Origin of the sequence: Streptomyces chartreusis (assembly GCF_008704715.1) — a bacterium.
Taxonomy (GTDB): Bacteria; Actinomycetota; Actinomycetes; order Streptomycetales; family Streptomycetaceae; genus Streptomyces; species Streptomyces chartreusis.
On record NZ_CP023689.1, the window covers coordinates 877535 to 892628 of the forward strand.

The 15094-nt window shown below is 72.0% G+C and carries 13 protein-coding genes; 4 read left to right on the forward strand and 9 right to left on the reverse strand.

Annotation, left to right across the window (positions count from 1 at the left end):
* Window positions 1–56: 56 nt before the first annotated feature.
* The 3 genes from CP983_RS03715 to CP983_RS03725 form a co-directional block, all read right to left on the reverse strand.
* Window positions 57–2438 (reverse strand): phosphoketolase family protein, encoded by a 2382-nt coding sequence (locus tag CP983_RS03715; RefSeq protein ID WP_150498517.1) that lies wholly within the window; start codon window positions 2436–2438, stop codon window positions 57–59.
* Window positions 2439–2588: 150 nt separating this feature from the next.
* Window positions 2589–3455, reverse strand: a complete 867-nt coding sequence (locus tag CP983_RS03720) for a universal stress protein (protein WP_150498518.1) — start codon at window positions 3453–3455, stop codon at window positions 2589–2591.
* A 23-nt stretch (window positions 3456–3478) separates the two neighbouring features.
* Window positions 3479–4396 (reverse strand): universal stress protein, encoded by a 918-nt coding sequence (locus CP983_RS03725; RefSeq protein ID WP_150498519.1) that lies wholly within the window; start codon window positions 4394–4396, stop codon window positions 3479–3481.
* A 249-nt stretch (window positions 4397–4645) separates the two neighbouring features.
* Here CP983_RS03725 and CP983_RS03730 point away from each other — a divergent pair, with 249 nt between their 5' ends.
* The 4 genes from CP983_RS03730 to CP983_RS03745 all read left to right on the forward strand — a co-directional run bounded on the left by CP983_RS03730 (window position 4646) and on the right by CP983_RS03745 (window position 8496).
* The gene (locus CP983_RS03730; protein WP_150498520.1) at window positions 4646–6367 is read left to right on the forward strand and encodes a SulP family inorganic anion transporter; all 1722 of its coding nucleotides are present in this window, start codon (window positions 4646–4648) and stop codon (window positions 6365–6367) included.
* Between the two features lie 121 nt (window positions 6368–6488).
* Window positions 6489–6953: a cyclic nucleotide-binding domain-containing protein gene (locus tag CP983_RS03735; protein ID WP_107908482.1), complete on the forward strand. Its 465-nt coding sequence runs from the start codon at window positions 6489–6491 to the stop codon at window positions 6951–6953.
* Window positions 6954–6985: 32 nt separating this feature from the next.
* Window positions 6986–7663 (forward strand): CBS domain-containing protein, encoded by a 678-nt coding sequence (locus CP983_RS03740; RefSeq protein WP_150498521.1) that lies wholly within the window; start codon window positions 6986–6988, stop codon window positions 7661–7663.
* A gap of 131 nt (window positions 7664–7794) precedes the next feature.
* Window positions 7795–8496, forward strand: a complete 702-nt coding sequence (locus CP983_RS03745; protein WP_150498522.1) for a response regulator — start codon at window positions 7795–7797, stop codon at window positions 8494–8496.
* A gap of 25 nt (window positions 8497–8521) precedes the next feature.
* Here CP983_RS03745 and CP983_RS03750 read toward each other — a convergent pair whose 3' ends face one another.
* The 6 genes from CP983_RS03750 to CP983_RS03775 all read right to left on the reverse strand — a co-directional run bounded on the left by CP983_RS03750 (window position 8522) and on the right by CP983_RS03775 (window position 14932).
* On the reverse strand, window positions 8522–9778 hold the full coding sequence (locus CP983_RS03750) for an MFS transporter (RefSeq protein WP_150498523.1): 1257 nt from the start codon (window positions 9776–9778) through the stop codon (window positions 8522–8524).
* Complete coding sequence (locus CP983_RS03755) at window positions 9775–10914, reverse strand: PLP-dependent cysteine synthase family protein (protein ID WP_150498524.1); 1140 nt, start codon at window positions 10912–10914, stop codon at window positions 9775–9777. Before CP983_RS03755 ends, CP983_RS03750 begins: the two co-directional genes overlap by 4 nt.
* 121 nt (window positions 10915–11035) lie before the next feature.
* Window positions 11036–11455, reverse strand: a complete 420-nt coding sequence (locus tag CP983_RS03760; protein ID WP_150498525.1) for a hypothetical protein — start codon at window positions 11453–11455, stop codon at window positions 11036–11038.
* A gap of 175 nt (window positions 11456–11630) precedes the next feature.
* Window positions 11631–12485: a DsbA family protein gene (locus tag CP983_RS03765; protein ID WP_341874891.1), complete on the reverse strand. Its 855-nt coding sequence runs from the start codon at window positions 12483–12485 to the stop codon at window positions 11631–11633.
* 57 nt (window positions 12486–12542) lie between these two features.
* Entirely contained in the window at window positions 12543–13214 is a 672-nt protein-coding gene (locus tag CP983_RS03770; RefSeq protein ID WP_150498526.1) for a hypothetical protein, read from the reverse strand.
* A 197-nt stretch (window positions 13215–13411) separates the two neighbouring features.
* On the reverse strand, window positions 13412–14932 hold the full coding sequence (locus CP983_RS03775; RefSeq protein WP_150498527.1) for a catalase: 1521 nt from the start codon (window positions 14930–14932) through the stop codon (window positions 13412–13414).
* Between the last annotated feature and the right edge of the window lie 162 nt (window positions 14933–15094).

The following is a 15094-nucleotide window of genomic DNA, read 5'->3' on the forward strand; positions in this document are numbered from 1 at the left end:
GGCAACAGGCTTGAGCGGAGGGGACCGGCGATCGGCGGCGTCGGACCCCTCAGGGTTCAGGTGCTCCAGGTCCAGTCGGCGATCTCCGGCAGGTCGGTGCCGTGTTCGCGGATCCAGTCGTGGTGGCGGGTGCGGGCGTCGGCCATCTCCTGGCGTACGGCGGCGGCGCGCACGGCGAGGCCGGGGACGCGGTCGATGACGTCCATGACCAGGCGGAAACGGTCGAGGTCGTTGCGGACGACCATGTCGAAGGGTGTGGTCGTGGTGCCGGACTCCTTGTAGCCGCGCACATGCAGGTTCTTGTGGCCGGTGCGGCGGTAGGCGAGGCGGTGGATGAGCCACGGGTAGCCGTGGTAGGCGAAGATCACCGGCTTGTCGGCGGTGAACAGGCCGTCGTACTCGAAGTCGGTCATGCCGTGCGGGTGTTCCTCGCGCGGCATGAGCCGGGTCATGTCGACGACGTTGACCACGCGGACCGCGAGCTGCGGCAGGTGCCGGCGCAGCAGCTGCGCGGCGGCCAGCACCTCCTGTGTGGGCACGTCACCGGCGCAGGCGAGCACCACGTCCGGTTCGCCGCCGTTCTCCGTGCCGGCCCAGTCCCAGATGCCGGCGCCGCGTGCGCAGTGGGCGCGGGCGGCGTCCATGGACAGCCAGTCGAAGCAGGGCTGCTTGCCGGCGACGATCACATTGACGTAGTCGCGGCTGCGCAGGGCGTGGTCGGCGACGGAGAGCAGGGTGTTGGCGTCCGGCGGCAGATAGACCCGGACGACCTCGGGGCTCTTGTTGAGGACGTGGTCGACGAACCCGGGGTCCTGGTGGGAGAAGCCGTTGTGGTCCTGCCGCCACACGTGCGAGGTCAGCAGGTAGTTGAGGGAGGCGATGGGCGCACGCCAGGGCAGCCGCCGGGCCGTCCTGAGCCACTTGATGTGCTGGTTGACCATGGAGTCGACGATGTGGACGAAGGCCTCGTAGCAGGAGAACAGTCCGTGCCGTCCGGTGAGGAGGTAGCCCTCCAGCCAGCCCTGGCAGGTGTGTTCGGACAGGATCTCCAGCACGCGGCCGTGCCGGTCGAGGTGTTCGTCGACCGGCAGGGTCTCCGCCTGCCACGCCTTGCCGCTGGCGTCGTAGAGCGCCTGGAGCCGGTTGGACGCGGTCTCGTCGGGGCCCACGACCCGGAAGTCCCGGCGCGTGCGGGTGTCCTGCATGACCTGTCGCAGCAGGTCTCCGAGGACCCGGGTCGGTTCGTGCATGGTCGTGCCGGGCTTGTCGACCGGTACGGCGAAGGAGTCGAGGGAACCGATGGGCAGGTCGCGGACGAGGAGCCCGCCGTTGGCATGTGCGGTGGCACCCAGGCGGCGGGAGCCCTCGGGGACGCAGGCGAGGACCTCGGCGACGGGCCGGCCGTCCGGGCCGAAGAGTTCCTCGGGCCGGTAGGAGCGCAGCCACGCCTCCAGCTGCCGCAGGTGCTCCGGGTTCTCGCGCACGCCGGCGAGCGGCACCTGATGGGCGCGCCAGGTGCCCTCCACGGGCAGACCGTCGACCTCGGCGGGGCCGGTCCAGCCCTTCGGTGTGCGCAGCACGATCATCGGCCAGTGCACGCGCTCGGTGACGCCGCCCTCACGGGCCGACCGCTGCATCAGGGCGATCCGGTCCAGCGCCTCGTCGAGGGCGCGGGCCAGCGCGCGGTGGACGGCCGCGGGGTCGTCACCGGTGACGTGGAGCGGGTCGTGGCCGTAGCCGCGCAGCAGTTGGTCGAGTTCGGCCGCGGGCAGCCGGGACAGCACGGTCGGGTTGGCGATCTTGTAGCCGTTGAGGTGCAGGATCGGCAGGACGGCTCCGTCGTGCACCGGGTCGAGGAACTTGTTGGAGTGCCAGGAGGCGGCCAGCGGCCCGGTCTCGGCCTCACCGTCGCCGATCACGCAGGCGACGAGCAGGTCCGGGTTGTCGAAGGCGGCGCCGTAGGCGTGGGCGAGGGAGTATCCGAGCTCGCCGCCCTCGTGGATGGATCCCGGGACCTCGGGGGCGACATGGCTCGGCACGCCGCCCGGGAAGGAGAACTGCCGGAACAGCCGCTCCATCCCCTCGCCGTCCCGCGGCACGTCCGGGTAGATCTCGCTGTAACTGCCGTCCAGCCAGGACCCGGCGAGCACGGACGGCCCGCCGTGCCCCGGCCCCCATACGCACAGCGCGTCGAGCCCACGCGTCCCGATCACCCGGTTGAGGTGGGTGTACACGAGGTTCAGGCCCGGCGAGGTGCCCCAGTGGCCGAGCAGCCGCGGCTTGATGTGCTCCGGCTTCAGCGGCTCGGTCAGCAGGGGGTTGGACAGCAGATAGATCTGGCCCGCGGCCAGGTAGTTGGCGGCCCGCCAGTGGGCGTCGAGTTCGCGCAGCTCGTCGGCGGAGAGTTCGGGGGCGTCCTGGTGCTCGGCCTTGGACATGAAGGCGACTCCGGAGTCGTCGGTACTTCGAACTGCCGTGATTTCGGGTTCAGTCGGTCGATGGGGGCGGCCGGTCGGCCATCGGGGTCGTCCGGCCGGGTCCCGGACAGAGGGTGGGCCGCGGCGAGGGCCCGGGTACCCCGCCGCACGTCATCCGTCTCGCTCGGGCACGACCGCGACGGGGCAGACGGAGTGATGCAGCACCCCGTGCGCCACACGGCCCAGTTGGAGCCCGAAGTGCCGCGGACGGCGCCGGGCCCCGACTATGAGCAGGTCGGCGGCGCGGGAGGCGTCCGCCAGCACGGTCCGTGCGTGGCCCTCCACGACCCGCCGGCGCACCTCCACATCGGCGGGCATGCCCCGCAGGGCCTTCTCCAGGGCCTGCGCCGCCTCCTGCTCGTGCAGCCGGGCGGGCTCTCCCGCGAGCAGCGGGTGATCGGTGGTCTCCCGCGCCGGGGACCGCCAGGCCCGTACGGCCTCCACCGACGCTCCGCGCAGCCGTGCCTCCTCGAAGGCGAACCGGACGGGCGCCCCTTCGCCGACCCCCACGACGATCCGGCCGCCCGGCCGGACCGCGTTGTCGTTGCCGCCGCGCACGACGACCATCGGGCAGTGCGCGTGCCCGGCGACGGTCAGGGACACGGAGCCGAGCAGCGCCTCCGCCATGCCGCCGCGGCCGCGGGTGCCCGTCACCAGCAGCGCGGCGCTGCGGCTCTCCCGCACCAGCGCGTACTCGGGTTCCTCGGGCAGGGAATCGGTCAGCACCTTCAGGTCGGCCCGGCGGCGATGGGCGCGCCGGGCCGCGGCGGTCACGATGTCCTCGGCCCGCACCTGTTCGGACGGCCTGCCCAGTTCGTGGGCGAGGGCGTCGCCCTCGTACCGCTCCCACAGCGAGGCGTACACCAGCCGAAGCGGCAGGCCGCGCAGCGCGGCCTCGTCGGCCGCCCAGTCGACGGCCCGCAGGCTGGGCTCGGAGCCGTCGACACCGACGACGATCGGCAGGTCCATCGCGTTCATGTCTCAACTCCTCCGGATTTCCGTCAGTTGTGCGGTACGACGGCGACGGGGGCCATGGCGTGGTGGAGCACGGCGTGCGTGACGGGGCCGATGTGGGCGCCGAACGGGCTGCGGCGGATCCGCCGTCCGACGACGACCAGGGAGGCGTCCCGGGAGGCGTCGACGAGATGGCTGCCGGGGGTGCCGTAGTGGGATTCCTCGGTGACCTCGACCTCCGGGAACTTCTTGCGCCACGGGCGCATGACCTCGGTGAGGACCGTGGTCTCGCGCTGTGCGAGGGACGCCTGGAGTTCGAGGTCCGCGGACAGGCCGTAAGCGTAGTACGGGGGCGGGTTCCAGCCGTGTACGACCCGCAGGGTGGTGCCCCGGCGGGCAGCGGCGGCGAACGCGAACTCGATCAGCTCACGGTCGGGGCTGTCGATGTCGAGACCGAGGACGACGGGCCGGAACGCGGTAGCGGCGGACGGTATGCCGACGGGGTCGCTCTCGTGCTCGTCGGCGGCCTGTTCCTCGGCGCGGACCAGGACCACGGGCCGGTCGGCGTGGGCCACGACCGCGAGGGCGACCGAGCCGACGAGGAAGCCGGCGATGCCGCTAAGTCCGCGCGAGCCGAGGACGAGGAGCTCGGCGTCCTTCGCCTCGTCGGCCAGCACCTCGGCGGGCCGCCCGGACAGCTGCTCGACCGTCACGTCGAGGCCGGGGTGCCGCGCTCGGATGCCTTCGGCCGCGTCCCGCGGAATCCTTTCGGTCCAGTGCTGCTGGGTCTCGACGCCGAGGAGCGGCGCCTGGGCCATGGGCTCCGGTACGGGCTCCCACACTTGGATCAGCTTCAGCGGCAGACCGAGCAACTGTGCTTCGCGAGCCGCCCACTCGGCCGCCGCGCGGCTCTCGCGCGAGCCGTCGAGCCCGGCGGTCACGCTGAGAGTGACGGTGCGGGTCATGGTTCCACCTCCTGAATCGGGGGTCCCGAGTCGGGGGTCCCGATACGAGCGTCGCCCACCGGCTGCGTGCCCGGCAGGGGCCGCAAGTCCCTGCAAGGGGCCGACCGGCCCTGGCCGCTTCGGGATCCCGTGGGCTGAACGGAGGTGCCCGAACGGCCCGTTGGGGTGCATGCTCGGCCGGAATCGATTCACCTGTCGCGGCCGTGGGCACGCCGGTGGATCCTGAGGCCCGACGGAGAAGGGTGGCCGATGGAGCAGGGCAAGCGCGGGCGCGTTCCGCAGTGGCGGCACCTGGTGCCGGGAGTCGTCGCCCTCCTCGGCTACCGACGGTCGTGGCTGCGCGGCGACGTCCTGGCCGGCGTCACCGTGGCGGCGTATCTCGTCCCGCAGGTGATGGCGTACGCGGGTGTCGCCGGGCTGCCGCCGGTCGCGGGGCTGTGGGCGATCCTGCCCGCGCTTGCCCTGTACGCGGTGTTCGGGTCCTCGCGCCTGCTGTCGGTCGGCCCGGAGTCCACGACCGCGCTGATGACGGCCACGGTGGTCGCCCCGCTCGCCGCCGGCGACCCCGACCGGTACGCCACCCTGGCCGTCACCCTCGCGGTCACGGTCGGCCTGCTGTGCCTGATCGCCCGGGCGGTGCGGCTCGGCTTCCTCGCGGATCTGCTCTCACGCCCGGTGCTGATCGGCTACATGGCGGGCGTGGCGCTGATCATGATGTCGGACCAGCTGACCAAGCTGACCGGGGTCGAGACGACGGGGTCCAAGTTCTTTCCGCAGGTGTGGTCGTTCGCGGCCGGTGTGACGGAGGCGCACGGGGCCACCGTCGTGCTGTCGGCCGCCGCCCTCGTGCTGCTGTTCCTGATGGCGAAGTACGTCCGTGCCGTGCCCGGTCCGCTGCTCGCCGTGGTCCTCGGCACGCTCGCCGTGGTGCTCTTCGACCTCGACGAGCGGTACGGCGTCAAGGTGATCGGCGACGTCCCCTCGGGTCTGCCCGGCCTCGCCCACCCGGACTGGACCGAGGTGCCTGCTCTGGTGCTGCCCGCCCTCGGCGTACTCCTCGTCGGGTACACGGACTTCATCCTGACCGCACGGGCCTTCTCCGGCCGCGCGGACGACACGGACGACGGCCCCGAGCTCGACGCCAACCAGGAGTTCCTGGCGCTGGGCGCGGCCAACCTCGGTGCCGCCGCCCTGCACGGCTTCCCGGTCAGCAGCAGCGCGAGCCGGACCGCGCTCGCCTCCTCGTCGGGCGCCCGCAGCCAGGTGTACTCGCTGATCGCCGGGGTCGTGGTCCTCGCGGTCCTGCTGTTCCTCAGCCCGCTGCTCAGCCGGACGCCGTCGGCCGTCCTCGGCGCGCTCGTCGTCTACGCGGCGGTCCGCATGATCGACCTCGCGGGCTTCCGCCGCCTCGCGTCCTTCCGCCGCCGCGAACTCCTGCTCGCCCTCGGCTGTCTGGTCGGCGTACTCGCCCTGGACATCCTGTACGGCGTCATCGTCGCGGTCGGCCTGTCGGTGGCCGAGCTGCTGACCCGGGTCGCCCGGCCGCACGACGCGATCCTGGGAGTGGTCCCCGGCATCGCCGGCATGCACGACGTCGACGACTACCCGACCGCCCGCACGATCCCCGGGCTGCTGTTCTACCGCTACGACTCACCGCTCTTCTTCGCCAACGCCGAGGACTTCCGCCGCCGCGCCCTGGGCGCCGTGGACGAGCAGACCGCGCCCGTGCGCTGGTTCGTCCTGAACGCCGAGGCCAACGTGGAGGTCGACATCACCGCGCTGGACGCCCTCGACGAACTGCGCCAGGAGCTCACGGACCGCGGCATCGTGTTCGCCCTCGCCCGTGTGAAGCAGGACCTCAGGGAGGAGCTCCAGGCGTACGGCCTCGCGGACTCCGTGGGGGCGGAGCGGATCTTCCCGACCCTGCCGACCGCCGTTGCCGCGTACCGGGAGTGGTCGGGCGACCGGTAGGCGGCGGCGCGGTCGCGGGAGCCGGGTGGCCCGGCGCGAGGGGCCGGGTGGCCCATGGCCCGGCGCGGCCGGCGGGCGGACGCTGGCAGTGGAAGTCCCTGAACCCGTCGGGAGGCACGCCATGATCACCACACCCACGCCCAGCATGCTGCGCGCGCTGCCGGCCGAACACCGGCAACGGCTCATGCACATGGCACGCGAGGTGTCCTTCCCGGAAGGGACGCGCCTGTTCGAGGAGGGCGACCGGGCGGACCGGTTCTGGATCATCCGCACCGGCACCGTCGAGCTCGACATGCGTGTGCCGGGCCGCCGGCCGGCCGTCATCGAGAGCCTGCGGCACAACGAACTCGTCGGCTGGTCCTGGCTGTTCACCCCGCACGTATGGCACCTGGGCGCCGAGGCGACGACCCCGGTACGGGCGTACGAGTTCGACGCGACGACCGTGCGCACGATGTGCCGGGAGGACCCGGCGCTCGGCAACGCCGTCGCCCAGTGGGTCGGCGACGTGCTCGCGCACCGGCTGCGCTCGGCCCGCACCCGGCTGCTGGACCTGTACGCCCCGTACGGCGCCGGCAGCGCCGTCTGACCCGCCCGCGAGCCCAGTGAGGAGGAGCCGTCATGCTCGGCAACCCGCACATCGTCAGCGACGTCATGACGCACACGGTGGCCGCCGTCGGCCGCCGGGCCACGTTCGTGGAGATCGTGCGGCTGATGCAGGACTGGAAGGTCAGCGCCCTGCCCGTGCTGGAGGGCGAGGGCCGGGTGGTCGGCGTCGTCTCCGAGGCCGACCTGCTGCCCAAGGAGGAGTTCCGCGACAGCGACCCCGACCGGTACACCCAGCTGCGGCGCCTGTCCGACCTGGCGAAGGCCGGCGCGGTCACCGCGGAGGAGCTGATGACCTCCCCCGCGCTCACCACCCGCCCGGACGCGACGCTGGCGCAGGCCGCCCGGACCATGGCCCGCGCCAAGGTCAAGCGGCTGCCGGTGGTCAACGAGCTGGGCATGCTGGAGGGCATCGTCAGCCGGGCCGACCTGCTCAAGGTGTTCCTGCGCGAGGACGACGAGATCGCCGAGGAGGTGCGGCGCGAGGTCGTCGCCCACCTCTTCCCCATGTCGTCCGCGGCGATCCGGGTCGAGGTCCACGACGGCGTGGTGAGCCTCGCCGGGCGGGTCAGGGACACGTCCCTGATCCCGGTCGCCGCTCGTCTGATCCGTGCCGTCGAAGGTGTGGTGGACGTGGACTTCGCCCTGGAGTCCCCCATAGCGGCAGGTGAGAGCGCCGCCTGGGGCCGGTGAGGAAGCCTCCCGGGCCGATCGGGGCGCTTCTCGGGGTTCACCAGGGCCGGTCGGCCCTAGTACGACCGGCCCCGGCGAGCGATGATCGATACGAGAAGCAGTCCGTGAGCCACAGGGAACAAGGGGTCGTCATGACAGGGCCAGGCACCTTCTCGGAGCAGAACCCGATCCGCGTGTTCCTGCTGGACGACCACGAGGTCGTACGTCGGGGCCTGACCGACCTGCTCGACGCCGAACCGGACATCTCCGTGGTCGGCGACGCCGACACCGTCGAGCACGCCCTGGTCCGCGGACCGGCCCTGCGCCCGCACGTCGCGGTGCTCGACGTACGTCTCCCGGACGGCGACGGCATCACCGTCTGCCGTGAGCTGCGCAGCCAGATGCCGGAGCTGGCCTGTCTGATGCTGACGTCGTTCGACGACGAGGACGCCCTGCTCGACGCCATCATGGCCGGCGCCTCGGGCTACGTCCTCAAGCAGATCAGGGGCTCCGACCTGGTCTCGGCGGTGCGCACCGTCGCCTCGGGCCAGTCCATGCTGGACCCCGCGACGACGGCGCGGCTGATGCGCTCGCTGCGGGCCGACCCCGCCGAGACCCCGTCCGTGCCCCCGGAGCTGGCGAGCCTGTCGCCGCGCGAGCGGGACATTCTCGCCCTGATCGGCGACGGTCTGACCAACCGCGAGATCGGCAGGAAGCTCTATCTCTCGGAGAAGACCGTCAAGAACCACATCTCGCGGCTGCTGGCCAAGCTGGGCGTCCAGCGCCGCGTCCAGGCCGCGGTGCTGGCCTCCCACCTGGAACAGCCGGACACCGGGGACCGCCCCACCCGGTGAGCGCTCCGCACGGGGCCTGCGCCGGTCAGACGGGGGCGGGCTCGGGCCGGCGCCCGGCGGTGAGCCTGCCGGTGTGGGCGAGGGCGGTGACGGCGGCGGCGCAGGCGAGGCCGATGGCGGTCAGGGCCGTCCAGGTCAGCCAGAGGGCGTGGTGCCGCTGGGCGAAGTCCCACAGCGCTCCGGTGACGAGGTTGCCCAGCGTGATGCCCAGGCCGGAGATGGTGTTGTAGAGGCCGTAGTGGGTGGCGACCAGTCGGTTGCCGGACAGGGCGACGATGGTGTCCATCTCGAACGGGTAGACCACGGCGGAGCCCACCGCGAGCAGGACCACCGCGACGACCAGTGCGGCCAGCGCCGCCGTCGAGGAGCCGCGCGGGACCAGCGCCAGCGGCAGGAAGGCCAGCCCCATCGCGGCCAGTCCCCGTGTCAGTGCCTGGTCGGATCGCCAGCGCCGTCCGGCCCAGCCGGTCAGGCGCAACTGGCCGACGACGGCGACCGCGGCCGAGACGACGAACAGTCCGCTGGTGACCGCGGTGGCGTTGGTGCCGAGGGCGTCGGCGGCCGCCAGCGGGAGCGCCAGGTAGACCTGGAAGGTCAGCACGTACGAGCCGATCATCGCGGCGGCGAAGAGCAGGAACGGCCGGTTGGCGGCGACCTTCCGCCACTGCGAGAGCACCCCCTCCCGGCGGGCCGTGCCCGGGGTATGACCGGGACGGGCGGGCAGGCGGCGCCACTGGAGCCCGGTCAGCGCGGCGAAGACGGCCGCGGCGGTCGTGCACACGAGCCGGAAGTCGGCGGCGAGCAGCGCGAGTCCGACCAGCGGGCCCATGAGCATCCCGGCCTGGTAGTGGACGTTGAACACGGCGAACGCGTCCACCCGCCGCTCGCCCGCCTCGGCGGCCAGGTAGGCGCGGACCGCCGGGTTGAACAGGGCGCCGGCGAAGCCGGTGGCGGCGGACGCCACGATCAGGGTGGCGAGATTGTCGACCCAGCCGAGCAGCGCGAAGCCCACGGTACGCAGCAGGCAGCCCGCCATGATCGGGATCTTGTGACCGAGGCGGTCGGCGAGGGTGCCGCCGATGAGGAACATGCCCTGCTGCGAGAAGTTGCGTACGCCCAGCACGAGACCCACGGCCCAGGCCGCCAGGCCGACTCCGTCGGACAGATGGGCGGCGAGGTAGGGCATCAGCATGTAGAAGGCGAGGTTGATGGCGAACTGATTGGCCATCAACAGCCGTACGGCTGGCGGGAAGGAGCGGGTCTGCCGCCACAGCGTCCTCATCGGGCGGCTCCCGTCAGCCCCGAGGGGCGGGCGGTGGCGAGAGGGTCGGTGACGTGGGTGCAGCGGGTCCAGCGGGTGACGGTCCGTTCCCCGGGGTGGGCGATCTCGTCCGGGTCGTCGGCCGGCGGATGCCCGAGGAGGCCGTGCTCACGGCAGTAGGGGTCGTCGAAGACGGTGCCGACGTAGCGCTGCGGGCCGTCCGGGAAGACGGCGACGATCCGTTCCTCCGGGGGCAGCACGCGGGCCAGCCAGCGGGCGACGAGCGCCACGGCCCCGACGCTCCAGCCGCCGGTGGCGTAGTGGTCGCGGGCCAGCCGCCGGGCGGCCCACACCGCCTCGGGCGCGGCGACCCAGTGGACCTCGTCGAAGAGGTCGTAGGCGACGTTGCGGGGGTAGATGCTGGAGCCCAGTCCCCGCATGATGCGGGGCGCGTTGGGCTGTCCGAAGATCGTCGAGCCCGTGGTGTCCACGCCGACCACCCGCAGGTCGGGGAAGAATCCCCGCAGGACGGAGGCGATCCCGGCGGAGTGACCGCCCGTGCCCACGGACACCACGAGGCTGTCGACGCGGCCGAGTTGGGCGACGATCTCGTGGGCGAGCGGGGCGTAGGCGGAGACGTTGTCCGGGTTGTTGTACTGGTCGGGGCACCAGGCGTCGGGCCGGCCGGCCAGGAGTTCCTCGACCCGCAGACGGCGCGCCTCCTGCCAGCCGCCGGTGGGGTGAGGCGTGTCGACGAGTTCGACCTCGGCGCCGTAGGCGGTGAGCAGGCCCGTCATCAGCGGTTCCATGCCCGGGTCGGTGACGACGGTGACGGGGTGACCGAAGGTGGCGCCGGCGAGTGCCAGGCCGAGGCCGAGCGTGCCCGAGGTGGACTCCACGATCCGGGCACCGGGCAGCAGCAGGCCCCGTTCACGTGCCGCCCGGACCATGTACAGGGCGGTGCGGTCCTTGATGCCGCCGGGATTGTGGCCTTCGAGCTTCACCCAGAAGCCACGGCCGGTGGCGGTGAAGGGTTCCCCGATCCACAACACGGGGGTGTCGCCGACCAGTCCGGCGACGGTGTGCATCGGACGTTTGGCGTCGGCCAGGAGCTGTGCCGGGGAAAGGGGGACGGAGGTACGGCTGGGGTGGTTCATGACGTGCTTCTCCTGCGGCCGGTGCCGTGAAGGGGCCGTCGGCCGTGTGCTCGGGGAAGGGGGCGGAGCTGATCGGCTGCCGTACACCCGGGTCAGGGATCGGGGTCGGCAGCGGGGCCGATCAGGTCCGCCACACGCCGAAGAGGGCCCGCGCGTGCCCGGCCGACGGCCCGCCGGAGGCCGGAGGAACCGGACTGGGGCGCGAGGGAGGTGCGAGGACGACCGTGTGTCCGCCGGGCAGGGCGTCATGCACCACGGGCAGCGCCAGCGTGACGTCACGCGGAGGCTGCACCGTCGGCTCGTCGCCGCCCCAGCAGTGCGCGCCGCTGTCGTGATACGGCGACGACTGCCCGGTGCCGGCCTGCTGCCGGTCGTGCGGTGTCTGTCCGCAGGCGGCAGCGGCGACGAGCGGGGTGTCCGCACGCGCGTCGCCGGCGAGGGTCGGGCCGTGGGCGCAGGCCAGCACATGCAGGAGCGCGGCCAGCAGCACGAGCACCGCTCCGGTCCGTGACGCGGAGCGGTGGTGTCGAGGGGCTGACACGGCCGACATGAGAACAAACCGTAATCAGTCGCGTACGCAAAGCTCACCGCACCGACGACGGCTCACCGCATCAGGTGACGCATGGCCCTGATTGGCCCTATGCCCCGCCGTGACGCGATCCACCGACCGGCGGTGGTCCCGCCCCGCGGGCGACGGCGTCAGCCGGTGAGGCCGGTCAGTCGGCCAGCCGGTCCTCGATGAGGGCCTTGAACTCCTTGTAGGTACTGGGGTTCTGGATCCTGGTGCCGTCGAAGAAGAAGGTCGGTGTGCCCTGGACGCCGAGGCCGATGCCGTCGCGCTGGTCCTCCCGCACGCGCCCGGCTACCTTCGGATCGGCCAGGGCCGCGTCGAACTGGCCCATGTCCAGGCCGAGTTCCCGGGCGTAGCCGCGGAAGACGTCCTTCTTCGGCTCCTGCGACTCGCCCCACTCCTTCTGCGTGGTGAACAGCTTGTTGTACATGGCCTCGAACCGGCCCTGCCGGGCGGCGGCTTCGGCGGTGCGGGCGGCGAGTTCGCCGTTGCGATGGCCCGGCATCGGGAAGTAGCGGGCGACGAAGGTGACGCGGTCGCCGTACTCCTCGCGCAGCTGCTCCACGGCCGGGTAGTACGCGCCGCACGCCTCGCACTCGAAGTCGAGGAACTCCACGATCGTCAGCTCGCTCTTCGCCGGGTCGCTGAGCCGGTGGCTGGAGTCCCGTACCGGCAGGGCCTCCGCGGCGGGCTGCACGTCGAGGCCACCGCCGCCGCGTTTGTCGTCGGGGGCGAGCAGCAGGTAGGAGCCGAACGCGGCGGCGAAGCCGGCCAGGAGCACGGCGGCGACGATCAGCTGCTTCTTGAGTTTGTTCATGCCTGTTTCCTCGGGGTGTCGGGGGACGGGGATGACTCCGGTGGCCCGGGCGATGGCGCCGGCGTCGTACTGGTCGGCCATCGGGTCCTCGACCCAGGGCCGCTCGAGCCGCGACCACCAGCCCTCGCCGATCCGCGCGGTGGAGCTCATCAGGGAGATGCTGAACCAGGAGTGGAACGGCATCGTCAGGGACCAGCGCGAACAGCCGTCCGAGGAACGGCGGTCGGCGCGTCGTGCCCGTCAGGGCAGGAGCAGGCCGCCGATCGGCATCGGCCGGAAGGGGGCGAAGGAGACACGGACGCTCAGAGGAGGCGCCCTACCCGTGTGCCGCCGTACCGGCGTCGCCGACCGCGGCGGTGTCCTGTCCTCGCTGATGACGGCCGCCGGCCCGGTGCCGTGCACCCGGCCGAGGAACGGCCACACGAACAGCAGCAGCCGATGTACGGCGTCCAGCATCGGCCTGCTCTGCCACAACAGCCGTTCGGTCACGCCGAGAAGCCGGGCGGCGACGACCACGGTGACGAGATGCCCGGCGAGCACGACGCCCGCGGGCGGGCTCGCGTCGGCGCCGTGCTCGACCAGTGAGAACAGACCGGACGACGGCACCGCCCCGCCGGTCATCGCCTGGCAGGCACCGGGCAGTGCGTAGGCGAGATGCGAGGCGATCTGCGCGGCCGCGAGGGCGCCGACGACCTGAGTGTCGGTCAGCCGGCGCCGGGTCAGCAGCATCGCGCCGGGCACTGCCACGGCCGCCACGGCGGCGACGATGATCCACCGGGGTGCGTGACACCGGGTCAGGACGTGCCCGACGAGCGGCAGCAGCACGCACACCGCCGCGAGCACACCGGACCGCAACCCGCGCATCGCACCGGACGCCGGGGAGGCGTTGCCGGTGGGGCGGAGCGGTCGCATCGGGATCCGGCCTTCGAGAAGTCCGGCGCGCGACCGGAGCGGAGGTGCGGCGCGGGATGGCCCCGGCACGCCTCATGCAGCGTGGCGGGATGTGCCCCGGCACGCCTCATGCAGCGTACTCACCCCGCCCGCCGGTCACGCCTCCGGGTTGACCGCCCGGCAACCCTCGGCCCGTACGGCGCCGATCGCGCGGCCCGTCACGCCTTGTGCTGCATGGAGCGCCGTGCGGGGTTGGCCTGTTCGGCGGCCTTGGGGTCCTTCTCGTCGGCCTTGGCCCGTACACCGTCGGCGATGCGTTTGCCGATGGTCTCGTCGATGTTGGACCAGTACTCGAAGGCCCGCTCGAGGACCGGTTCGCTCACTCCGTTGAGGAGATGTCCGACGACATTGTCGACCAGACGGTCCCGGGCGGCATCGTCCAGGACCTCGCGCACCATGGTGCCGGGCTGGCCCCAGTCGTCGTCCTCCGGGTGGGAGACGTAGGCGGCGCGGGTGATCTCGCCGTCGGCCGCCCAGCTGGGCGGCTGCCCGTAACGCTCAGTGTCCGCGGCGGGACCGCCCTTGGAGTTCGGGGCGTACACCGGGTCGGTGGTGTTCCGATAGGCCATCGCGCCGTCCTTGGAGTACGTGTGGACGTCGACGACGGGGGCGTTCACCGGCAGCTGCTGGTAGTTGCCGCCGATGCGGTGGCGGTGGGCGTCCGCGTAGGAGAACAACCGGGCCAGCAGCATGCGGTCCGGGCTCGGTCCGATGCCCGGGACGAGGTTGTTGGGCTGGAACGCCGCCTGCTCGATCTGGGCGTGGTTGTCGGTGGGGTTCCGGTCGAGCGTCATGCGGCCGACCGGGATGAGCGGGTAGTCACCGTGCGGCCACACCTTGGTGAGGTCGAACGGGTTGAACCGGTAGCCCGCGGCCTCCTCGTACGGCATCACCTGCACGTACAGGGTCCAGCTCGGGTGGTCACCGTCCCGGATGTGCTCGAAGAGATCCCGTGTGTGGTAGTCAGTGTCGGCCGCGGCCATCTGATCGGCCTCGTGCTGGGTGAAGTACTCGATGCCCTGATCGGTCTTGAAGTGGTACTTCACCCAGAATCGCTCGCCGACGGCGTTGATCCACATGTAGGTGTGGGAGGTGTAGCCGTTCATGTGGCGCCAGGTCCGCGGGATGCCCCGGTCCCCCATCAGCCAGGTCACCTGGTGGGCGGATTCCGGGGAGAGGGTCCAGAAGTCCCACTGCATGTCGTGGTCGCGCAAGTTGTTGTCCGCGCGGCGCTTCTGGGACCGGATGAAGTGCTGGAACTTCATCGGGTCCTTCACGAAGAAGACCGGCGTGTTGTTGCCGACCATGTCGTAGTTGCCTTCGCTGGTGTAGAACTTCACCGCGAAGCCGCGCGGGTCACGCCAGGTGTCCGGGCTGCCACGCTCGCCGGCGACGGTCGAGAAGCGGATGACCAGGTCGGTGCGGGTGCCCGGCTGGAACAGGGCCGCTTTCGTGTAGGCACTGACATCGTGCGTGACCTCGAAGCGGCCGAACGCACCGCTTCCCTTGGCGTGCGGCTGGCGCTCGGGAATCCGTTCCCGGTTGAACTGCGCCATCTGCTCGATCAGGTAGGCGTCCTGGAGCAGGATCGGCCCCCCGGGGCCCACGGTGAGTGAGTGTTCGTCGCTCTCCACCGGCGCGCCGGAGTCGGTCGTGGTGGCGGGTCGGATCTCCGTCATGAGTCTGCCTTTCGTGGTGCGCCAGCAGTGACGTCGCCCTTCCTGGGGGCATTGCCTCACGCCCACTGGTCGCGTGATCCTGAGCGGCAGGGATAAACACCCTCAGGGATCAAAAACGGGAGGCAGCACCCGACCGTGCGCCTATCCGTACAGGTCAGCGGC